This window comes from Pseudonocardia lacus (assembly GCF_018531445.1).
GTDB classification, from domain to species: Bacteria; Actinomycetota; Actinomycetes; order Mycobacteriales; family Pseudonocardiaceae; genus Pseudonocardia; species Pseudonocardia lacus.
Genome location: NZ_JAHDTH010000152.1, coordinates 1 through 20596, shown reverse-complemented (window position 1 = coordinate 20596; position 20596 = coordinate 1). Strand labels below are relative to the sequence as shown.

The 20596-nt window shown below is 74.1% G+C and carries 22 protein-coding genes; 6 read left to right on the top strand and 16 right to left on the bottom strand.

Translation table 11 applies throughout. The annotated features are described in order from the left end of the window. The 11 genes from KIK08_RS27080 to KIK08_RS27030 all read right to left on the bottom strand — a co-directional run. The coding region (locus KIK08_RS27080; RefSeq protein ID WP_214406087.1) for a hypothetical protein at nt 1-217 on the bottom strand (217 nt) is incomplete at its 3' end. Nucleotides 218-239: 22 nt separating this feature from the next. After that, complete coding sequence (locus KIK08_RS27075; protein WP_214406086.1) at nt 240-2246, bottom strand: glycosyltransferase; 2007 nt, start codon at nt 2244-2246, stop codon at nt 240-242. A 10-nt stretch (nt 2247-2256) separates the two neighbouring features. Continuing rightward, the gene (glf, locus tag KIK08_RS27070; protein WP_214406085.1) at nt 2257-3483 is read right to left on the bottom strand and encodes a UDP-galactopyranose mutase; all 1227 of its coding nucleotides are present in this window, start codon (nt 3481-3483) and stop codon (nt 2257-2259) included. Nucleotides 3484-3536: 53 nt separating this feature from the next. Next, nucleotides 3537-4631 carry a decaprenyl-phosphate phosphoribosyltransferase gene (locus KIK08_RS27065; protein WP_408004731.1) on the bottom strand — a complete coding sequence of 365 codons (1095 nt, stop codon included), beginning with the start codon at nt 4629-4631 and terminating at the stop codon, nt 3537-3539. A gap of 41 nt (nt 4632-4672) precedes the next feature. Further along, a complete protein-coding gene (locus KIK08_RS27060; RefSeq protein WP_214406090.1) occupies nt 4673-5230 on the bottom strand; it encodes a phosphatase PAP2 family protein in 558 nt (185 codons plus the stop codon). Nucleotides 5231-5467: 237 nt separating this feature from the next. After that, nucleotides 5468-6277, bottom strand: a complete 810-nt coding sequence (locus KIK08_RS27055; RefSeq protein WP_214406083.1) for an HAD family hydrolase — start codon at nt 6275-6277, stop codon at nt 5468-5470. A gap of 92 nt (nt 6278-6369) precedes the next feature. Then, nucleotides 6370-6828, bottom strand: a complete 459-nt coding sequence (locus KIK08_RS27050; protein WP_214406082.1) for a hypothetical protein — start codon at nt 6826-6828, stop codon at nt 6370-6372. After that, complete coding sequence (locus tag KIK08_RS27045) at nt 6825-7850, bottom strand: DNA polymerase III subunit beta family protein (protein WP_214406081.1); 1026 nt, start codon at nt 7848-7850, stop codon at nt 6825-6827. Before KIK08_RS27045 ends, KIK08_RS27050 begins: the two co-directional genes overlap by 4 nt. A gap of 66 nt (nt 7851-7916) precedes the next feature. Next, nucleotides 7917-8375, bottom strand: a complete 459-nt coding sequence (locus KIK08_RS27040; RefSeq protein ID WP_308257924.1) for a DUF350 domain-containing protein — start codon at nt 8373-8375, stop codon at nt 7917-7919. Nucleotides 8376-8441: 66 nt separating this feature from the next. Further along, nucleotides 8442-9605, bottom strand: coding sequence for a glutathionylspermidine synthase family protein (locus KIK08_RS27035; RefSeq protein WP_214406080.1), 1164 nt, complete (start codon nt 9603-9605; stop codon nt 8442-8444). Then, entirely contained in the window at nt 9605-10231 is a 627-nt protein-coding gene (locus KIK08_RS27030) for a hypothetical protein (RefSeq protein WP_214406079.1), read from the bottom strand. The genes KIK08_RS27035 and KIK08_RS27030 overlap by 1 nt, the downstream gene beginning before the upstream one ends. 226 nt (nt 10232-10457) lie before the next feature. Between KIK08_RS27030 and KIK08_RS27025 the strand changes: the two genes are divergently transcribed. After that, nucleotides 10458-11873 carry a septum formation family protein gene (locus tag KIK08_RS27025; protein ID WP_214406078.1) on the top strand — a complete coding sequence of 472 codons (1416 nt, stop codon included), beginning with the start codon at nt 10458-10460 and terminating at the stop codon, nt 11871-11873. 40 nt (nt 11874-11913) lie between these two features. Next, nucleotides 11914-12252, top strand: a complete 339-nt coding sequence (locus KIK08_RS27020; protein ID WP_214406077.1) for a metallopeptidase family protein — start codon at nt 11914-11916, stop codon at nt 12250-12252. Nucleotides 12253-12639: 387 nt separating this feature from the next. Here KIK08_RS27020 and KIK08_RS27015 read toward each other — a convergent pair whose 3' ends face one another. Together KIK08_RS27015 and pheA are read right to left on the bottom strand one after the other, a co-directional pair. Then, nucleotides 12640-13287 (bottom strand): histidine phosphatase family protein, encoded by a 648-nt coding sequence (locus tag KIK08_RS27015; protein ID WP_214406076.1) that lies wholly within the window; start codon nt 13285-13287, stop codon nt 12640-12642. A 43-nt stretch (nt 13288-13330) separates the two neighbouring features. Continuing rightward, complete coding sequence (gene pheA, locus KIK08_RS27010) at nt 13331-14272, bottom strand: prephenate dehydratase (RefSeq protein ID WP_214406075.1); 942 nt, start codon at nt 14270-14272, stop codon at nt 13331-13333. 169 nt (nt 14273-14441) lie between these two features. Between pheA and KIK08_RS27005 the strand changes: the two genes are divergently transcribed. Together KIK08_RS27005 and KIK08_RS27000 are read left to right on the top strand one after the other, a co-directional pair. Then, entirely contained in the window at nt 14442-15611 is a 1170-nt protein-coding gene (locus KIK08_RS27005; RefSeq protein WP_214406074.1) for a DUF7373 family lipoprotein, read from the top strand. Nucleotides 15612-15646: 35 nt separating this feature from the next. Beyond that, nucleotides 15647-16867, top strand: coding sequence for a DUF7373 family lipoprotein (locus KIK08_RS27000; protein ID WP_214406073.1), 1221 nt, complete (start codon nt 15647-15649; stop codon nt 16865-16867). A 103-nt stretch (nt 16868-16970) separates the two neighbouring features. Here KIK08_RS27000 and KIK08_RS26995 read toward each other — a convergent pair whose 3' ends face one another. Continuing rightward, nucleotides 16971-17840, bottom strand: a complete 870-nt coding sequence (locus KIK08_RS26995) for a hypothetical protein (RefSeq protein WP_214406072.1) — start codon at nt 17838-17840, stop codon at nt 16971-16973. A 108-nt stretch (nt 17841-17948) separates the two neighbouring features. Between KIK08_RS26995 and KIK08_RS26990 the strand changes: the two genes are divergently transcribed. Then, the gene (locus tag KIK08_RS26990) at nt 17949-18731 is read left to right on the top strand and encodes a DUF2470 domain-containing protein (protein ID WP_214406071.1); all 783 of its coding nucleotides are present in this window, start codon (nt 17949-17951) and stop codon (nt 18729-18731) included. Here KIK08_RS26990 and KIK08_RS26985 read toward each other — a convergent pair. Further along, nucleotides 18728-19051: a DUF3817 domain-containing protein gene (locus KIK08_RS26985; RefSeq protein WP_214406070.1), complete on the bottom strand. Its 324-nt coding sequence runs from the start codon at nt 19049-19051 to the stop codon at nt 18728-18730. The two genes, KIK08_RS26990 and KIK08_RS26985, sit on opposite strands and share 4 nt — an antisense overlap. 26 nt (nt 19052-19077) lie before the next feature. Further along, entirely contained in the window at nt 19078-19503 is a 426-nt protein-coding gene (locus tag KIK08_RS26980) for a hypothetical protein (RefSeq protein ID WP_214406069.1), read from the bottom strand. A 35-nt stretch (nt 19504-19538) separates the two neighbouring features. On the opposite strand from KIK08_RS26980, the gene KIK08_RS26975 reads away from it, so the two are divergent. Beyond that, a complete protein-coding gene (locus KIK08_RS26975; RefSeq protein WP_308257922.1) occupies nt 19539-20360 on the top strand; it encodes a CPBP family intramembrane glutamic endopeptidase in 822 nt (273 codons plus the stop codon). The last annotated feature ends 236 nt before the right edge of the window (nt 20361-20596 follow it).

The following is a 20596-nucleotide window of genomic DNA, read 5'->3' as shown; positions in this document are numbered from 1 at the left end:
CCAGGCGCCCGCGCACGTCGCCGCCGCGCGGGTGCTCGGCGAGCACCGGCAGCACGTCGCGGCCGTCGCCCGCACACAGCGACAGCAGGCCGACCGGGCCGGGCGCGGCCCGGTCGAGCGCCGCCCCGATCTGCCGGCGCACCTCGACGAGGCGCTGCGACAGCGGGCTGTCGCGGTCGTCGTAGTTGGCGTGCCAGGTGGTCCAGTGGGAGCTCACCGGACCACCTTGCCCGCTCGGGTCAGCTCTTGTAGAAGATCTTCCGCTCCCACGACTCCCGGCTGGTCAGGTCGGGCAGCGCCGCCCGGTAGCGGCGGCGCAGCTCGGGCCAGGACCGGCCGATCTCGCGCAGCTGGCGCACCGAGCCGGCCAGCATGGTGCGGAACAGCTGCGGGTCGCGGCGGCGGAAGGTGACGCCGCGGCCGTCGGGCGTGGAGACGGTGGCCGAGTCGAGCCGGGACAGCACGAACCACTGCGCCTGCCGCGACGGCACGTTGCGCTGGGGCACCGCGTGGAAGGCCGGGTCGGGTGCGCGCAGGTTGTGCACCACGCTGCGGGCCAGGCCCTTGGCGATGGCGACCTTGCCGGTCGGCGGCTCCGGGAACAGCTGCGCGGCCAGCGCGTCGAGCTCGGACAGCGGGACCTGGGTGGCCGAGTCCAGCGGGCGGCCGTCGTCGTACTGCGCGCGGGTGGCGCGGATGTCGTCCAGGATGGTCGGCAGGTTCTCGAACAGCTTGTCCGGGCCGGCCAGGAAGTCGCGCAGGGCCATGGCCTGCAGCGCGACCGCCGAGTACTCCATCAGCATCAGGTGGCGCAGGGTGCGCTTGACCGTGTCGCGCAGCAGGGCCTTGGCGCTGTCCGGGCCGTGCAGCGCGGCCGCCACGAACCGGTTGCGGTAGTGGAAGTAGGCCTGCCAGTCGCTGGTGTCGTCCTTCTCCATGAACGACATGTGCCAGATCGCGATGCCGGGGACGGTGGCCGTGCGGTAGCCGCGGGAGCGGGCGCGCAGACCGTACTCGGCGTCGTCCCACTTGATGAACAGCGGCAGCGGCATGCCCAGGTCCTCGGCGACCGCGCGCGGGATCAGGCACATCCACCAGGCGTTGTAGTCGACGTCGGTGCGCCGGTGCAGCCATGGCGTCTGGCGCAGCGGGCGCTCGGCCAGGTCGTGGTGCGGCTCGGTGCCCGGGGCGTTGCGCCACAGGAAGGCGTTGCGGTCGACGACCTCGCCCATGGTGGACAGCTGCGAGCGGACCTGCAGCGACAGCATCTGCCCGCCGACCAGCATCGGCTCGCGCGAGTACCGGGAGAATGCCACGGCCCGCAGCACCGAGTCGGGCTCCAGCAGGATGTCGTCGTCCATGAACAGGATCTGCTCGCAGCCGGTGCCCTCGCCGTCGGCGCCGTAGAGCGCCTCGTGCATGACCCGGGCGTAGCCGCCGGACCCGCCCAGGTTGGGCTGGTCGATGATGCGCAGCTTGTCGCCCAGCACCGCCGCGGCGGCCGCGAAGCCGGGCTCGTCGCGGACCTTCTTCGTGCCCTGGTCGGAGATCACGACCGCGGTGACGGTGGCCAGCACCAGCGGCTGCTCGCCGATCGCGGTGAGCGTGGCGACGCAGTCGGCCGGCCGGTTGAACGTCGGCATGCCGATGGTGACCGCGGCCCGCCCGGTCGGCGCCTCGGTGGCGAACCAGCCGCCGGAGTGCAGGAGGAGTTCGTCGCTGTCGGTGGTGAGGTCGAACCAGTACCAGCCGCCGTCCTCGAAGGGGCGCAGGTCGAGGGTGAACTCGACGTCGCGGCGGCCTCCACCCAGCACCTCGCCGCGGACGAAGATGTGCGAGCCGTCGGCCTTGGTGCGGTAGATGTCGACGCGGCCGGTGCCCTCGACGTTCAGCCGCAGCCGCACCTCGGTGAGCCGCGACCAGCGCCGCCAGTACCCGGCCGCGAACGCGTTGAAGTACGCCCCGAACGACACCTCGCTCTGCGCGGCGATCGTCGCGGACGTGCGCGAGGTGGCCAGCAGCTTGCGCGCGCTGGTCGCCGAACCCTCCAGGTGCACCGGCTTGACCGGCTCCCCGTACGGGTCGCCCGCCGTCCTGGTCAGCCGGATGCCCGTGCGCTCGTCCATGTAGAGCGAGCGCACGCTCATCGGGTCGCCCGCGCGCGGCAGGATCACCCGTTGCAGCAGGTTGCCGATCGGGTCGGTGTCCCCGTTCACCGGCACGGTCAGCTCAGCAGTCTGTGTCATCAGGGGGAGTTCAGTCCTCGCTCGACTCGGTGCCGGACAGCGCGCGGCCCTCGCCGAAGTGCGGCGCGAGCCGGTTCTCGAACATGGTCAGCGCCGACCCGATCGCCATGTGCATGTCCAGGTACTTGTAGGTGCCCAGGCGGCCGCCGAACAACACGTTGTTGTTGGCGGTCTCCTTGCGCGCCAGCTCCCGGTAGCGGGTGAGCTTGGCGCGGTCCTCCGGGGTGCCGATCGGGTAGTACGGCTCGTCACCGGGCTCGGCGAACCGCGAGTACTCCCGGACGATCACCGTCTTGTCCTTGGGGTAGTCGCGCTCGGGGTGGAAGTGCCGGAACTCGTGGATGCGGGTGTAGGGCACGTCCGCGTCGTTGTAGTTCATGACCGAGGTGCCCTGGAAGTCGCCGGTGCCGGTCAGGACCTCCTGCTCGAAGTCCAGCGTGCGCCAGCTCAGCTCGCCCTCGGAGTTGCCGAAGTAGCGGTCCAGCGGCCCGGTGTAGACGGTCGGCGTGCCGGCCGGGATGGCGTCGCGGACGTCGAAGTAGTCGACGTCCAGCCGCACCTCGATGTTCTCGTGGTCGGCCATCTTCTCCAGCCACGCGGTGTACCCGTCGACGGGCAGGCCCTCGTAGGTGTCGTTGAAGTACCGGTTGTCGAACGTGTAGCGCACCGGGAGCCGCGTGATGATCGACGGGTCCAGTTCGGTGGGGTCGGTCTGCCACTGCTTGGCCGTGTAGCCCTTGATGAACGCCTCGTAGAGCGGGCGCCCGATCAGCGAGATCCCCTTCTCCTCGAGGTTCTTCGCCGTTCCCGCGCTGACTTCGGCCGCCTGCTCCGCGATCAGCGCGCGCGCCTCGTCGGGGGTGTGCGACCTGCCGAAGAAGCTGTTGATCAGGCCGAGGTTCATCGGCATCGGGTAGACCTGGTCGCCGACGCGGGCGAACACGCGGTGCTGGTAGCCGGTGAACCCGGTGAACCGGTTGACGTAGTCCCACACGCGCTTGTTCGAGGTGTGGAACAGGTGCGCGCCGTAGCGGTGGATCTCGATGCCGGTCTCCGGCTCGGCCTCCGAGTAGGCGTTGCCCCCGATGTGGGAGCGCCGCTCCAGCACCAGCACGCGCTTGCCGAGCTCGGCGGCAGCGCGCTCGGCGATGGTCAGACCGAAGAATCCGGACCCCACGACGACGAGGTCGTAGCCGGCGTAGCCGCCCTGTCCCGGGGCGTTCTGTGGCGCACTCACGACGCCCGAGGGTAGCGGCGTCGGGAGCGCGCCCGGATTCCGACCCGTTCGGGCTAGAAGTAGACCGCTGCCGTCAGAGTGGCGACCCACAGGAACGCCAGCACCTGCAGCACCCGGTCGCCCAGGGCGATCTCCTCCGGCTCGCCGCCGTTGCCGCCGTCGACGTCGACGGAGTAGCGCAGCACCGCCACCACGAACGGGACGATCGAGATGGCCGAGTACACCATGTTGTGCTGCTGCTCACCGATCGCGAACGCCCACAGGCAGTACGTGGTGATGAGCACCGTGGCCGACAGCGCCCAGACGAACCTCAGGTACGACGCCGAGTAGCTCTCCAGCGACTTGCGGATCTTCGCGCCGGTGCGCTCGGCCAGCATCATCTCGGCGTAGCGCTTGCCGGCCACCATGAACAGCGAGCCGAAACCGGCCGAGAGCAGGAACCACTGCGACAGCGGGATGCCGGTGGCCGCGCCGCCGGCCACGGCGCGCAGCAGGAACCCGGACGCGACGATGCAGATGTCGAGCACCGGCTGGTGCTTGAGCCAGAAGCAGTACGACAGCTGCACGGCGACGTAGACGCCGAGCACCGCCAGCAGCTGCAGGCTGGCCACCGCGCTCAGCGCGAGGGCGCCGAGCAGCAGCACCACGGCCACGCCCAGCGCCAGCGGCACCGGGACGATGCCGGCGGCGATGGGGCGGTTGCGCTTGGTCGGGTGGGCGCGGTCGGCGGCGACGTCGTTGGCGTCGTTGACCAGGTAGATGCCCGAGGCCGCGATGGAGAACGCGGCGAACGCGACGAGGAGGTCGAGCGCGATGCCGGGCATGAAGATGTCGCCCGCCGCGAACGGGGCGGCCAGCACCAGGACGTTCTTCACCCACTGGCGCGGACGCATCGTGCGCAGCACACCGGCCGCGACCCGGCCGGGGGTGCGGGTCGGGTGCGGGTCGACGGGGCCGGCCGACTCGTCGCCGGTCGGCCCGGCCAGGTCCGGCTCGGTCGTCGGTTCGACGACGGCCTCCTCGGCGGCCGGCGCGTCCGGCAGCTGCGGCGTCGACGCCGCCGTCGTCGTCTCCTCGGCCTCGGTCGTCGACTCGGCCTCGGTCGTCGCCTCGGCCTGCGACCCGGCCTCCGGGTCCGGTCCGTTCACCGGCGCTCCGTTCGTGCGCGCGGTGGAATCCGTGCTGCTGGTCATCGCCGTCCCTTCCGGGCGTGCAGGCGCCGGGTGAGCAGGCCGACCGCGGCGCCCAGGGCGGTACCGGCGAGGACATCGGTCGGGTAGTGCACGCCCAGCACCATGCGCGACAGGGCCATCGGCGGCACCGCGGCGGCCACCAGCCGGCCGGGGCGGCCGAGCAGCGGGCCGAGCAGCACGGCGGCCGCGGCCGTCGACGTGGCGTGGGCGGAGGGGAAGCTCAGCGTGCTGGGCGTGCCGACCAGCACCCGGACGCGCTCGTGGTCGGGGCGGGGCCGGCGGACCACCCGCTTCACCCCGACCGACGCACCGTGCGCGAGCGCGACACCCGCCGTGGCCGCGACCCACTCGCGGCGACGGCGGCGGTCGACCAGCGCGCCGGCGGCACCGATCGCCAGCCAGCCCAGCGCGTGCTCGCCGAAGTGCGACATGCCGGTGGCGACGCGGACGACCGGCGGGTGGCCGAGGGTGGCCTGCACGCGTTCCAGCACGCGGACCTCGGCCGGGGTGGGGGCCACCTCGAGGGGCTCGGTCGCCGGCACGGGGCCGGTCATGGCTTCCGGCGCCGGCTCCGGCGCGGGTTCCGGGACGGCGGTCCGCGGGCGGTGCGGGCCGGTGCGGTCGAGGGTCTCGCCCACGGTGGGGGCCTCCAGAGCAGGCGCCGGGCGTATGCGCCGCGCCGGTAGCGGTGGGTGGCGGGCAGTCGGGGTGCGCCCGCGGTGCGGCGACGATGCTACGCGCGGTGCTCCGCGCCGACCGGGCGTGGTGCACCCCGCGGACGCGGCACCCGGTCAGAACCACCGTTCCAGGACCAGCGCCAGGCCGTCCTCGCCGTTGGTCGCGGTGATCTCGTCGGCGACCTCCCGCAGCGCCGGGTGCGCGTTGCCCATGGCCACGCCGTGCCCGACCCAGCGCAGCATCTCCAGGTCGTTGGGCATGTCGCCGAACGCGACGACGTCGGCGGCCTCGACGCCGGCCCGGGCGGCCACCTCGGCGAGCCCGGTGGCCTTGGTGACGCCCGGCGGCGACATCTCGACCAGCCCGCGGGGGTGGGAGAACGTGAGGTCGGCGAGGTGGCCGACGACCGGGGTCAGCGCGGCCACCATGGCGTCGCTGGACAGCCCGGGGCTGCGCACCAGCATCTTCACCGCCGGCAGGCTGAGCAGCTCGTCGCGGTGCGTGACGGCGTTGTCGGAGTCGGGCCAGGCGTGCTTGTAGGCCGGCTCGGCGATGAACGGCGCGAACCCGTCCACGGCGCGCTCGCCGACCCGCTCCACCGCCAGCCCCGACCCGGGCAGCACCTCGGCGACGGACGTGGCCAGCTCGTCCAGGGCGTCCGGGGCGAGGGTGCGGGTCCACAGCACGCGGTCGTCGACGGCGTCGTAGAGGACGCCGCCGTTGGCGCACACGGCGAGCCTGGCGACCGGCACCTCGGCCAGCACCGGCGGGATCCAGCGCGGCGGGCGACCGGTGACCAGCACGAAGCCGACCCCGGCCGCGACCAGCCGCTCGATCGCGGCGACCGCCCTGGCCGGGACGTGGTCGTCCGGGCCCAGCAGCGTGCCGTCCACGTCGGTGGCGACGAGCTTCGGAGCCTGCACGCGCTCCACCCTACGTACCGCCACCCGTCGAGAACGACGTCGCCGTGATCATCCAGCCCGGTGGATCACGACAACGTCGTTCTCGACGGGGGTCACAGCTCGGAGCGGAGGCGGGCCACGGCGCCGATGATCATGTCGGCGTACTCGCCGGGCGGGAGGTCGGCGAAGCCCTTCTCCGCCTCGTCGAGGTGGTGGCGGGCCGCGTCCGGGTCGCCGACCTTGACGTGGTCGGCGGCCAGGTTGAGGTGCAGTGACGGGGAGAAACCGCGCACCTGCAGCGACGAGTGGTACTCCCGCGCGCGCTCGTCGGTGAGCCCATCGGCGACGCGCAGGGCGCGGCGGTCCCACTCCAGCTCGTCGAGCGGGTCGTCCTGCAGGTCGGCGGCGAAGTGGGCCAGCGAGACGGCGTGCAGCGGGTCGCCCGCCTCGCCGCCGATCTCCTCCCACAGCGCCGCCAGGTCGGCGGCCGCGCCGGCCCGCTCACCCGCCGCCGCACGCAACTGCGCCGCGTGGATCCGGGCCATCACCGGGTCCGCCTCCGGCCCGGTCACAGCCGCACCGGCATCAGCAGCGAGACCGACAGCGGCGAGCGCACCACCAGCGGCGTCAGCGGGCCGTCGAGCAGCAGCTCCAGCTGGCCGGGCCCACCGGCGTCGATCGCCTGCAGCAGGAACTCCCGGTTGACCCCGATCCCGCCGCCGTCCGCGGTGAGCAGACCGTCGTCGGTGAGGCCGAGCTCGGCGACCTCGAAGTCGACGCCGTCGGGCTCGCGGGTCATGGTCCGGGTGGGCGCGGCGGTGAGCGCGGCCCGCGTCCCCTCGTCGATCGGGACGGCGCGGCCGTCGTCGGACAGCAGCGAGCGGTAGTCCGGGTAGGCGTCGGGCAGCAGCTCACCCTCCACCGGCCCGACGCGGATCACCGCCCCGCGCACCGCCACGACGACCTCCGCGTCGCCCATCCCGGCCACGTGCTCGCCGATGCGGTCGGCCAACCCCGTCGGCACGAGCGCGGCGACCGGCGGCCCGCCGACCCCGGTGCAGGCGGCCGGCGCCACCGCCATCCGGAACCGGTCGGTGGCGACCAGCGTGACCGCGTCCGCCCCGACGTCGAACAGCACGGCGCCCAGCGCGGGCAGGTCGGGGTCCGCGCCGGCGGCGAACCGGACGGCCCGCAGCGCGGCGGCCAGGTCGGCCGCGCGGACGTGGGCGGTGGTGGGCAGGTCGGGCACGGGGGCCTCCTCGATCAGCGAACGGATCGAGGAGAGCTCACGGCGGGCCTCGGCCAGGCTCCGCTCCAACCGGCGCAGGTGCCCGGCCAGCAGCGCGTCGACCGCGTCGGGGTCGTGGCGGTGCGCCAGCACCTCGCGGATCCCGGCCAGCGGCATCCCCACCCGGCGCAGCCCGGCCACGAGCCGGGCCGCGGCGAGCTGGTCGGGGTCGTAGTACCGGTAGCCGGAGCGCGGGTCCACGACGGCCGGCACGAGCAGCCCGGCGCCGTCGTAGAACCGCAGCGCGCTGACCGACAGCCCGGACTCCCTGGCCATCGCGCCGATCCCGCGCAAGCTCTCCTCCATGCCGTTCACCCTCGGGTCTCGACCTTGTCGAGGGTCAACGCCGGCCACCCCGATGCAGTCGGGGCGTCAGAGGATCGCGACGGCGACCACGAGGCCGAGGGCGAGGTGGGCGGCGGAGACGACGTAGGCCTGCGGGCGGATCTCCGGGGCGGCGAGCACCTCGCCGATGTCGATGCCGGTCACCCACTCCAGCAGCCGCACCCCGGCGACCTGCACGATGATCCCGACCAGCCCGAAGATCAGCGACGCGAGCAGCCCCTCCAGCAGCGCGCCCGCCGAGCTGTAGATGGCGACGACGACGATGAACGCCATGCTCACCATGCCGGCGGCGGTGACGATGACGGAGTTGGGCCTGCCCTCGCGGACCATCCGGTTGAGCTTGCCGGGCGTGGTGATGTCGACGGCCCAGAAGCCGAGCAGCATCAGCAGCACGCCGACGACGGCGTAGAGCAGGATCGCGCCGATCCCGCGACCGATCAGGGAGAAGTAGGTCCCGTCGATCTGGGCGAGGATTGCGGTGTTCACGGACGGCCTCCAGGGAGCTCCGGGCGGGGTGCCCGGCGGATCAGGGGTTGCGGGGGTGGGAAGCGGTCAGTCCCGTATGAGGTGCGGGACGAAGGCTGCGCCGTCGTCGGTGACCAGCCCGACGGTCTCCCGGATGCCCAGCCCGGCCGCGGAGTCGCCGACGATCCAGGCACCCAGCGCGGGGCGGAACCCGTCGAACTCGGGCAGCGGGGCGAAGAGCTGGTAGACGTAGCCCTCCTCGCCGTACACGCCGCCGGTCTGGTGCTCCATCCCGGGCGCGACGATCGAGACGTTCGCGCCTTCGCGGCCCAGCCGCGGCTTCTTGACGTACTCGGTGAGCAGACCGGGCTGGTCGAGGAACGCCGGCAGCAGGTTGGGGTGGCCGGGGTAGAGCTCCCACAGCACGGCGAGCAGCGCCTTGTTGCTGAGCAGCGTCTTCCACAGCGGCTCGACCCACAGCGTCTCGGGCAGCCCGCGGGCGACGTGCTTGCCGAAGTCGTCGGTGAGCACCCACTCCCAGGGGTAGAGCTTGAACGCCGTGGAGATGGGGGCTTCCTCGAGGTCGACGAAGCGGTCGAGGGCGGAGTCCCAGCCGATGTCCTCGATGGCCAGCCCGACCGTGTCGAGCCCGGCCTCGGCCGCGGTCTCCTGGAGGTAGCCGACGGTGACGTGGTCCTCGCCGCTGGCGTCGGCGCGCGACCAGGTGAAGTGGATGTCGTCGCCGGGCAGGCGGGCCTTCAGCTCGCCCCACCGCTCGACGAGCTTCTCGTGCAGCGAGTTCCACTGGTCGTCGTCGGGGTGGGTGTCCTGCAGCCAGTTCCACTGCAGGACCGAGGCCTCCAGCAGCGTGGTGGGCGTGTCGGCGTTGTACTCCAGCAGCTTGGCCGGGCCGCCGCCGTCGTAGCGCAGGTCGAAGCGCCCGTAGACGTGCGGGTCGCTGCGCCGCCACGACTTCGCCACGGCCTCCCACGACCACTCGGGCAGCGCGAAGTCGCGGAACCGCTCGGCGGTGACGACGTGGTCGACGGCCTCCAGGCACATCGAGTGCAGCACCTCGACGTCGGCCTCCAGCGACAGGATCTCGTCCATCGAGAAGACGTAGTGCACGGACTCGTCCCAGTAGTCGCGGTCGGCGCCGCCCGCGCCGCGCCCCGGCGTGCCGTAGACCAGGCCCTGCTCGCCGACCGTCCGCCGCCAGTCGGGCCGCGGCTCCCCCCGGTGCCGTTCCATCAGCTGCCGCTGCTCGAACCGGTGCCGTTGACCCCGAGCCCGCCGCGGGAGACGCTCGGGCTGCCGGCGGAGCTGTCGCTGGAGCTGGACCCGGAGCCCGCCGAGGTCCCGCCGGTGCTCGACGGCCGGGACGACGTCGAACTCGACCCACCCGACAGCACCCGTCCGGACGAGGTGCGCACGGTCACGCCGTCCTTCGGCGGGAGAGCGGTGCCCCCGCTGACCCGAGAGCCGAAGGCGCCGCTGCCGCCGTAGTTGTAGCGGTACTGCCGGCCGCCGTCGCCGACGTAGATGAAGTACCCGCCCCCGCCGCCGTGGTAGGTCGGGTTGGCCGCGGGCGTCACGCAGTTGGCGTCGTCGACGACGACGCCCGTCTCCTCGTCGACGCACTGGGCCTCGATCTCGTCGTCCGGCGCGGCCAGCGCGTACCCGATCGCGATCACCGCGACCACACCGACCGTGACACCGGTGCCGACGAACACCCGTCTGCGCACCCGCTTCTTGCGGGAGGCATCCTCCTCGGCCGCGCGTTCGGCCTCTTCAGCGCGCTTGCGGGCCTGCTCGCGGGCACGCCGCTCGGCGAGGGTAGGCTCACGCGGAGTAGTGGTCTCGTCCTGGAACCTCATGCGACCGGACGTCGACCGCTCCTCCTCCTCGTTGTCCGCCACGCGATCCCCCCTGCCGCTCGGCGACCCTGCCGCCACCGACTCCGCCGCTCACCGATTCGACTTGCGGGCGCACCGTACCGGGCGCGCACGCGTTGACGCTCGCAGCACGGCGACGACCGATGGCCGAGCGGTAGTGGCGGGTCGGACGAGCGCACTCGCCGGTAACGGCATGATTGCGGCCGTCATGGACCGAACCCTCACAGCGCCACGTCGAGGTCTCGCCGACGCCGAAGCTCCCCCGGCCGGCTTCCCCGAGATCCCGCCCGCGTTCCCCCGGTACCCGGACGACCGCGCTCCCCGGCGGCCGGCGGGCCTGCTGGGCGGCGACCACGCCGCCCCGGCCCCGCTCCCCAAGGCCGATCGCCGGGCGCCCGCGCGGCCCCGGCGCGGGTCCAGCACCCAGCACCCCGCCCGCCGCGTGGTGCTGGGCGTGCTGGTCGGCGCGCTGACGATGCTCGGCGTGGCCAGCCTGGACACGATGGGCGCGGGCACCGTGCCGGTGCTGGGGTCCTTCGCGGCCCTGCCGGCCGCGCCTGCCGTGCCGGAGGTCATCGAGGTCGAGCCGCCGCCGGCCACCCCGGGTACCTGCCTGAACTGGTCCCGGGCCGACGCCGCGGACACCGCGCTCGTCGACTGCGCCCAGTCGCACCTGTTCGAGCAGGCCGGGTCCGTGGCGCTGACCGACCAGGTGGTGCTGCCGGACGACCAGAAGATGCGCCAGCTCGTCAACGAGCGCTGCACCCCGGTCGTCGTCGACTACCTGGGCGGCAAGTTCGACCCGGTCGGGCGCTACCGGGTCGGGGCGCTCAAGCCGTCTGCGGCGAAGTGGGAGCAGGGCAACCGCGACCTGCGCTGCGGCCTGCAGAGCGCGTCGCGCTCGGGCGCGCTGTACCCGATGGTCGGCAAGGCCTCGGAGGGCGACCAGGCCAACGTCCAGGAGCCCGGCACGTGCCTGGCCATCGACGGCAAGACCATCGGCGACCCGGTCTCCTGCTCCGGCCGGCACGCCGTCGAGACCGTCGGCATCGTCGACCTGTCCGGCCAGTTCCCCGACGCGTTCCCGCAGGTCGGCGACCAGGACGGCTTCCTGCAGCCCGAGTGCGCCCGCATCGCGGGCGAGTACGTGGGCGACCCGGCCGCGATCGCCGCCAAGGGCCTGACCGTCTACTGGGACAACCTCACCGAGGAGTCCTGGAACGCCGGCACCCGCCGGGTCAACTGCAACCTGGCCGCGCTGCTGCCCGACCGCAGCGGCTTCGCCCCCATCACCGGCGCCGCCAAGGGCACCGTGGTGGTCGGTGGGGAGCCCGCCGCGCCGTCGGCCAACACCCCGGCCCCCGGCGTCCCGGCCCCGCCGGTCGCCCCGGTGGACGAGCCCGACGGGCAGGACGGCACCGAGCAGCCCCCGCTCGACGGCCAGAACCCGCCCGCCGACGGCGACCAGCCCGACGGCGAGCAGCCCCCCGCCGACGGCGAACAGCCCCCGGCCGACGGCGAGGCCCCGCCGACCACCGAGGTCCCCACCACCCAGGCCCCGCCCGCCGGCGGCGACATCGAGGTCCCGATCGTCGAACAGCCCCTGGAGATCCCCGAAGGCTGACCGCGGCCGCTCGGCCGGATGGAAGACTGGCGTCGTGCAGATGACGCGACGCCGGTTCGAGGAGCTGGTGTCCGACGCCCTCGACGCCGTCCCCGCCGAACTCTCCGCCGAGATGGACAACGTCGTGGTCCTCGTCGAGGACCGCAACGACGAGGAGCCCGAGCTGCTGGGGCTCTACCACGGCATCGCGCTCACCGAACGCACCTCGTCCTACGGCGGGGTGCTGCCCGACCGGATCAGCATCTACCGGGAAGCGATCCTCGACGTCTGCGAGGACGAGGACGAGGTCGTGCACGAGGTGACGGTGACGGTGGTGCACGAGATCGCGCACCACTTCGGGATCGACGAGGAGACGCTGCACGAGCTCGGATGGGGGTAGTTCCCCAGGGCCTCCTTTGAGGGGCCTCCGGCGGCGCCTGCGCCGGGCTGTTGAGGGGCCTGCGGCGGCGGCTTCCGGGGTGGAATGGCCGCTCCGCGGCCAGCCTCACGGCCGCTCGGGCGGGCGGGGCGTCCTCGCAGCGCCCGGTGGGTGTCGCAGCGCTGGCTGGGTCACATGATCAACCCGGCCCGGGAGGGCGACCGCGCACGCCTGTCGGGCGTCTTCGCAGAGTCCCCCTGGTCGTCGCAGGGTCCACGGCACCTGCGAAGACCACACAGCCCATGCGAAGACCACACAGCCCATGCGAGGACGCCCCCCTGCTTGGTCAGAGGTCGCCCGCCGCGGAGGCGCGGAGGCCCGAGAACCGCCTGAGGCCCAGAACCCAGGTCAGTCCGCCTCGCCACCCGCGGTGACATCCCCGGGCCGCGGCGGCGCCGGATCCCAGTGCACCAACTCCCACCCGCTGCCGTTCGCCGCCAGCACCACGACCCCCGTGTTCCCCAGGTACGCCGCTTCCGCGGTGTCCCCGATCAGGGCGGCCGCGCCGAGTCGGATCGCGGCGCCGTGGCTGACCAGCACGACCGTGCCGGTGGCCGACGAGGTGATCTCGTCGACGGCCGCGGCGAACCGGGCGCGCAGCTCCTTGGCGGACTCGCCGCCGGGTGGGCGGGCGTCGAGGTCGCCGCGCTCCCAGGCCGCGTAGACCTGCTCGAACCGCTCCCGGGCTTCGAGGTCGGAGCGGTTCTCCAGGTCGCCGACGAAGATCTCGTGGGCGCCGTCGACGACCTGGACGTCCAGGCCGAGGGCGGCGGCGACGGGGGCGGCGGTCTGCTGGGCGCGGGTGGCCGTGGAGGCGTGCACGGCGACGATGCGGTCGCCGACGACCGGGTCGACCTTCAGCCGCTCGGCCAGCGCGGCGGCCTGGGCGTGCCCCAGGTCGGTGAGCGGCGCGCCGGGCGGGCGGGTGTCCAGGGCGTGGGCCACGTTGGCGGCGGTCTGGCCGTGGCGGACCAGGACCAGGCGCTGCCCGCTCATCGCCCGGCCTCGCGGGGCCCGAGGCGGCGTGCCGATGATGGGCTCATGCCCGGGTCCCCGCGCGCAGCCCGGCCAGCCACTCCTCGGCGGCGCGGAAGCCGTCGGCGTCGGGGTCGCCGAAGGGGGCCGGGGCCGGGTCCGCGGCGTCGGTGGCTCCGTTGCCGGCCCGGGGATAGGAGCCCAGGTAGCGGACCTTGTCGCAGCGGCGGTGCAGCGCGGCCAGCGCCTCGCCCATCGCCGGCTCGCTGACGTGGCCGGTGCAGTCGAGGTGGAACCAGTACTCGGCGTGGCGGTCCTTCAGCGGCCGCGACTCGATGCGGGTGAGGTCGATGCCGCGCATGGTCAGCTCGGTCAGCAGGCCGAGCAGCGCGCCCGGGCGGTTCTGGGTGGTGGCGGCCAGCGTCGTCCGGTCGCGCCCGGTCACGGCCGGGGGCCGGGTGGGCCGGCCGACCAGGGCGAACCGGGTGATCGCGCCGCGGTTGTCGGCGACGTCGTCGTGGAGCGCGGTGAGGCCGTGCGTCTCCCCCGCCAGCGGGGCGGCGATCGCGGCGTCGAACTCGCCCCGCGCGACCTGCGCCGCGGCCTCCGCCGTGGACGTCGTGGTCAGCACCTCCGCGCCGGGGAGGTGCTCGGCGATCCAGCCGCGGGTCTGCGCGATGCCGTGCGGGTGCGACGCCACCGACCGCACGTCGTCGACCGTTCGCCCCGGCCGCACCAGCAGGGCGAAGCGCACCGCCAGCACCGCCTCCCGCAGGATGACCAGCGGCGGGTCCTCCACGAGGCCGTCGAGCACGGCGGGCACCGCGCCCTCCACCGAGTTCTCGATCGGCACGCACCCGGCGTCGACGTCGCCGTCGCGGACCGCGGCCAGCACGGCCAGGCTTCCGGCCAGGGGGACCATCTCGGCGCCGGAGGCCTCCGGGAGCGACCGCAGCGCCTGTTCGGTGAACGTGGCGTGCGGCCCGAGGAACGCGATGCGGGACACGCCCCGACCCTATGCGTTGGGCCGCGCGGAGCCGGCCGCCCCCGTTCGCCGACGGTCACGGGCCCGATAGCGCCTCTGCGTAGAAGTGCGCATCACCCGATCCGGTGGTCGCCGTAACCTGCCTCGCATGGTGGGGGTGTCCAGTCGGTTACGTCAGGTGGTCGGGGCCGTGCTCGGGGTGTTGGTCCTGCTCTCGATCGCGGCCTGCAGCACGACCGTGCCGGGCCGGGCCACGGCCGCGCTCCCGCGCGACGGCGAGCCGCCGCTGAACGCCGCCCCCGCCCCGCCGGACCCCGAGGACATCATCCAGGCGCCCGAGGACGGGCGGAGCCTGGAGGCGCACCGGATCGCCGCGGCCACCCCGATCATCCCGGCGATCTTCCCCGACCGCACGGAGTACTGCTTCCCCGAGGGCGCCTTCTTCAGCACCGAGGCGATCGAGGGGCTGTACTTCACCGAGGGCACGGCCAAGCCGATCCTGGACAAGTACGGGTTCGCCTCCGGGTGGGGCGAGTGCCAGCAGGACGTGGACGACCGGGGCACGCTGGCGCTGTCGGTGGAGCTGTCCGACCCGGCGTCGGCGCGGGCCGCGGCCGACGAGCTGGCCAAGGCCGGCCAGGACTTCGACGAGCGCACCAGCACCGTGCTCGACGGCTACCCGGTGCAGACCAGCAGCGACGCGACCAACGACACGGTGGAGATCTGGGCGCCGGTGGGCCGGATGCTGGCCTACGTCTACCACACGGCGCCCTCCGGGCAGGCCCTCGACGGCGCGACCCGGCTGATCACCGAGCACACCCGCCTGCTGGAGGCGTTCACCCCGACCCCGCAGGCCGAGCTGCCGAACCTGCCGATCGACCCGGCCGGGCTGATCCCGCGGATCGTCAAGCTGCCCGGCGAGATCCAGAAGGGCACCGGCCCCTACGAGCTGGAGGCCTACCTGCGGCTCGCGATCGACGCCAAGGCCGAGCGCGACCTGCTGGCGGACAACGGGTTCGAGTCGATGTACTACGTGACATCGGGCGACGAGGAGAACAGCTACTCGGTGTCGCTCTACAAGTTCCCCGGCTCGGCGCAGACCAACGTCGTCTACGACGGGTTCGCGCGGCTGGAGGAGGAGGCGTTCGGGGGGACGCCGTTCGAGCTGCCGTCCATCCCGGACGCGCCGTGCTTCGTCTTCGACGGCGGGTACGCCGGGACGCCGTCGTTCTACCAGCGCTGCTACGTCGGCTTCGGCGGGTACCTGGCCAGCGTCGACGTGGGCGGGCTGGACGCGGCCGACGACACGGCCAAGATGGACGAGCTGCTGCCCGAGCAGCGCGACCTGATCAGGGGCTGACCGGGGCCGATTCGACCGTTCGGGGGGACGGGACGATGGTCAGGTGGGGATGCGTCCGGCGCGGCGCGCGCTGGGGCACGGCGATGGCGATCGGTCTCGTGGCGCTGGCCGCGTGCGCGGCGCCGGTGCCCGGCCGGGCGATGCCGGTGGACGTCGTCGCGGTGCCCGTGGCGCCGGGCGAGCCGGCGCCGGGGGTGGTCCCGCCGCCGGCGGACTTCACCGGCCGGCTGCTGGAGTCGCTGCGCCTCGCCCCGGTGACGCCGGTGGTGCGGGAGGTCCTCCCCGGCTCCGAGAGCGGCTCCTGCTCACCGATCGGCGATCTCGCCGAACCGGGGATCGTGGAGCGGAGCGGCAACTTCCCGGTCGGCACCGTGACGCCCATCCTGCAGAAGTACGGCTACGTCGCGGGGTGGCGATCGTGCGCGACGCGTGGCCCGTTCGTCGCCACGGTCGTGCTGTCGCTGGAGATGGCCGACCCCGCGGCGGCCCGGGCCACCGCGACAGAGCTCGCCGCGGCGTCGCTGCAGTCGGGCGAGCAGCAGACCACGGTCCTCAACGGCGCCAGAGCCCAGCTCTCCGACGTCGACGACGAGCAGTACGTGCAGGTCTGGATGCCGGTGGGGCGGGTGGTGAGCCTCGTCGCCCACCAGGCCGCGAGTGCCGTCGCGCTCCACGAGGCGACCCGACTGGCCGAGATCCACGCCCGCCTGCTCGCCACGTTCCGCCCGACCCCGCGGACCGAAGTGGCCGCGCTGCCCGCCGACCCGCTGGGCCTGGGGTCGCTCACCGCACCGGTGCCCGGCGACAGCGCGATCGGCGGCGGGCCGTACGACCTGGCCACGACCCTGCACACGGTGGCCGACCCGGTCGCCGACCGCGCGCTGCTCACCGCGAACGGCTACACGGGCTCGTACCGGCGCAGCTCGGTGCTGCGCGTCGTGGACCGCGACGTCAGCTACCGCGTCGTGCTCGACGCGTTCGCGGGCCCGGCGCAGGCCGAGGCCGTGAAGGCGCGGCTCGTCGCGCTGGAGGCCGCCGAGCGCGGTCGCGGCCAGTTCGCGGTGCCGGTGATCCCGGACGCCACCTGCTACGCCTCCGACCTCACCCTGGAGGGCGCCTCGCGCTACACCCAGCGCTGCTTCGTCTCCCGCGCCGGCTTCGTGGCCACCGTCGAGGTCGACGGGTTGACGGCGCCCGACGACGTCGTGGCGATCACCGGGGTGCTGGCCGCGCAGGTCGACCTGATCGACGGCTGAGGTGGACGCCGCCGCGCCGCCGTCGGGGTCGACAGCGCCGCCACGGAGCGCCTCGTGGCGAGCCGGCGCGACCTGGTGGTCGGCTGGCCGCTCCGCGAGCCGGTCAGGCCAGCAGCCCCAGCCCGGCCAGCTCGTCGGCCGGCAGCGGGCCCGGGTCGGCCCCGCAGCGCGACAGCCGCCCGCGGACCCCGCCGACCGCCTCCGGCGAGAGCCCGCCCAGCTCCGCGGTCAGCGCCGCGGTGTCGGTGCTCTCCAGCGCGGCGGCGACGTCGCCGTCGCCGAGCGCCCTGGCCACCGCGACCAGCAGGTTGAGGATGCCGTGGCGGTGCGGGTCGGTCGTGCGCACCAGCTGGCGCAGACCCAGGGTGGTGAACCCTCGGCCGGACGCGGCCGCGATCCGCACGAACTGCTCGACCTGCGCCACGCTCGGCACGTCCGAGGGCCGCGGCCCGCCGCAGCGCAGCTTCGGCGCGCAGCCGTGCTCGGCGACCCGGCGCACGGCGTCCAGCCAGGCCCTGGTGAGCCCCTCGTCGTCGCCGAGCGGGCGGCGCGGCTCCACGACCGCCACGACGTCCTCGGGCACGAACTCCGAGACCCGCTCCAGCCAGACCGCGTCCACGTCCGGCGGGGCCGCCGTCTCGATGGTGCGCGGGGCCAGCAGCGCCGTGCGGGAGAACACGGTCGACAGCGCCTTCGGCACCGCGCCGAGCCCGGTGTCGACCACCAGCGACAGGTCGACCGGGCGGGCGGGCGCGGCCCGCGCCAGCTCGGTGACCAGTGCGGGGAGCCGGGACACCGGGCAGGCCAGGTGGCCGACCAGCTCGCCGTGCCGCCCGTCCCTCGCCTCCAGGTGGCGGGCCACCACCGCGTCCACACCGGGTGCGCCGGCCCGGGACGACAGCAGGCTCGTGTCGTCCACCAGCCGGGAGAACAGGGGAGGGATTGCCCAGGCGTCCGCTCCTGCCTCCGTCATCACGGTCGATGACGCTAACCGGTTGCCGAACGTGGCCTGACAACGGCCCGCTGGACACGCCACGTACCGGACTATAACTTAGCCTTACCTAATACGGAGGTGACCGCGTTGGGACGCAGCCGACTGCGACGCCCGTCCGCCCCCACCGACCCCGAGCGCGCGCGCAGCATCGCCGCTCGCGGCGGCACAGCATCGCTGGTCGCGACGGGTGAGGCGGCCGTGGCCCCGCTCGTGCACCAGGTCCGGGCCGACGGCTCGGCGATCCTGCTGTTCGCCGACGACGAGCCCGTCGTCGAGCGCATCCGGCGGGGCGCGGGCAGCTACACGGCGATGCTGGAGCTCACCGACACCGCCCCGGTCGACCTGCGCCAGCCGGTCAGGGGGCTGCTCTGGGTGACCGGCCGGCTGTGGCTGCCCGAGCCGGGGACCGCGCGCCGGTTCGCCCTGCAGGTCGCCGACGCGAACCCGCACCACGACCTGCTCCGGCTCGGCCACGGGGCCACCCTGGTGCGGCTCGACCCCGACTTCGTCGTGCTCTCCGACGCCGAGGGCAGCGCCGCGCTGGCCCCCGTCGAGCTGGCCGCCGCCCGGGCCGACCCCTTCTGCCGCGGTGAGCGCGGCCTGCTCGCGCACATGGAGAAGTGCCACCCCGAGACGCTGGTCGCACTCGCCCGGCACCTGCCCGCCGCGCTGCGCGAGCGGGCCGACGCGACGGTGCGCCCACTCGGGCTCGACCGGCTCGGCCTGCGGCTGCGCGTCGAGACCCCGTACCGCGACCACGACGTCCGGCTCCCGTGGGAGACCGCCCCGACGTCGCTGTCGGAGCTGTGGGTGCAGCTGCGGCAGCTGATCGGGCTCACCGCGCCGGACGCGGAGCGACCGGCCGTCTAGCGCGCGCTGATCGGCGACAGGCCCTCGCGCACCCGGGCGGTGACCCGGCGCTCGGCGACGAACGAGGCGATCGGGACCGTGCCGGCGAGCAGGATGACCAGCGCGTCCAGCGGCTTCCACCGGCCCCGCTCGGCCAGCAGCAGCGTGCACACGATGTAGACCATGTACAGGAAGCCGTGCGCGACCCCGACGACCGCGACGGGGCCCGGGATGTCGAAGAAGTACTTCAGCGGCATGGCCACGAACACGAGCGCGATCAGCCCGATGCCGGTGACCCACGCCGCGACGCGGTAGTTGCGCAGTGCGGTCTCGACGGACACGGGCGGGCCTTTCGTGGGAGCGGGGATCAGCCGGCGGCGTCGCGCGCGGCGAGCGCGGCCAGCATCCGGTTGTACTCGGCGAGCGCCGGGCTCTCCTCGTCGGTGACCGGGTCGACCCGGTACGAGGCGGGGCGCGGGCCGAACGGGGACGGCTCGGCGGGAGCGGGCGGCGGCTCGGCCGGCGCCGGCTCGACCACACCGTCGGCGGCGGCCCCCTGCTCGCGCTCGCGGGCCAGGTCGGCCGCGGCCATGCGCAGGAACCGGAACCACATGTAGCCGAAGAACAGCGCGAAGACCGGCCACTGCAGCCCGTAGCCGACGTTGAGCGCCGAGCCCATCGCCGATCCGGCACGGTCCCACTGCCAGGCCGCGAGCAACCCGCAGGTGATCATCGCGCCGAGGGTGAGCACGTGCCAGAAGATCCACCGTGGGGAGAGGATCAGCTGCCGCACGAGCCCACGATACGCGCCCGGTACCGTCGGCGACCGTGTCCCGGTCCACCGCCACGACCCTCCGGAGCTGGCTGGTGCCGCCCGCCCCGGACACGCCCGTGATCACCGACCCGCGCACCCGCCGGCTGGTCGCCACCGAGGTCATGGTGGTGCTCACGGTCACGCTGGGCCTGTCCGCCCTGCGCAGCGCGCTCAGCCTGCTCGACGCGCTGCTCGCGCCGGTGCCGCTGAACGAGCAGACGGTGGCGCTCAACGCCCCCGCCGCTCAGGCCGACCTCGTCGACCTGGCCGTCCAGCTGGTCCGGGTGCTGCAACTGGTCGGCTGGGGCGCGCTGGGCGCCTACCTGCTGGTGCGCGGCGGGATCGCGCTGCGCGCCGTCGGCCTGGACCGCACCCGACCCGGCCGCGACGCCGCGGGCGCCGCCGGGCTGGCCGCGCTGATCGGGGTGCCCGGGCTGGGCCTGTACCTGGTCGCGCAGGCGATCGGCGTGAGCGTCACGGTGCAGCCGTCCGTGCTCGACGACACGTGGTGGCGGACGCCCGTGCTGCTGCTCTCGGCCGCGGCGAACAGCTGGGCCGAGGAGCTGGTGATGGTCGGCTACCTGCTGACCCGGCTGCAGCAGCTGGGCTGGTCGCCGAACCGGGCCCTGCTGGCCCAGGCCCTGCTGCGCGGGGCCTACCACCTCTACCAGGGGCTGGGCGGGTTCGTCGGGAACGTGGTGATGGGGCTGGTGTTCGGCCGGGTGTGGCAGCGGACGAACCGGCTGTGGGCGCTGGTCGGCGCGCACGCCCTGATCGACATCGTGGCGTTCGTCGGCTACGCCCTGCTGGCCGGCGTCGTCCCCTGGCTCCCCTGACTCCCCCGACCCCCCGGACTCCCCTGACTCCGACGCCCCGACCTCGCGCGTCCTCGCAGCGTCGGCGTTGACGTCGCAGCGCGCCGGCGGGTTGTGAGGACACCGCTGGCTCTGATCCGAAAATTAGGTCGGGGACGGGCAGGCGGGAGCACCGGCTGGGCAAAGGGCTGGTGCCGGGCCGGGAACGGGCGAGCTGGAGGTGTCAGGCAGCAGGCTTGACGGTGACGGTGTAGCCC

Excerpts from the sequence above, each read along its gene's own strand:
- KIK08_RS27075 (WP_214406086.1), bottom strand. The coding sequence starts at position 2,246 with ATGACACAGACTGCTGAGCTGACCGTGCCGGTGAACGGGGACACCGAC.
- KIK08_RS27060 (WP_214406090.1), bottom strand. The coding sequence starts at position 5,230 with ATGACCGGCCCCGTGCCGGCGACCGAGCCCCTCGAGGTGGCCCCCACC.
- KIK08_RS27045 (WP_214406081.1), bottom strand. The coding sequence starts at position 7,850 with ATGGAGGAGAGCTTGCGCGGGATCGGCGCGATGGCCAGGGAGTCCGGG.
- KIK08_RS27035 (WP_214406080.1), bottom strand. The coding sequence starts at position 9,605 with ATGGAACGGCACCGGGGGGAGCCGCGGCCCGACTGGCGGCGGACGGTC.
- KIK08_RS27030 (WP_214406079.1), bottom strand. The coding sequence starts at position 10,231 with ATGAGGTTCCAGGACGAGACCACTACTCCGCGTGAGCCTACCCTCGCC.
- KIK08_RS27025 (WP_214406078.1), top strand. The coding sequence starts at position 10,458 with ATGGACCGAACCCTCACAGCGCCACGTCGAGGTCTCGCCGACGCCGAA.
- KIK08_RS27020 (WP_214406077.1), top strand. The coding sequence starts at position 11,914 with ATGACGCGACGCCGGTTCGAGGAGCTGGTGTCCGACGCCCTCGACGCC.
- KIK08_RS27015 (WP_214406076.1), bottom strand. The coding sequence starts at position 13,287 with ATGAGCGGGCAGCGCCTGGTCCTGGTCCGCCACGGCCAGACCGCCGCC.
- KIK08_RS27000 (WP_214406073.1), top strand. The coding sequence starts at position 15,647 with ATGGTCAGGTGGGGATGCGTCCGGCGCGGCGCGCGCTGGGGCACGGCG.
- KIK08_RS26995 (WP_214406072.1), bottom strand. The coding sequence starts at position 17,840 with ATGACGGAGGCAGGAGCGGACGCCTGGGCAATCCCTCCCCTGTTCTCC.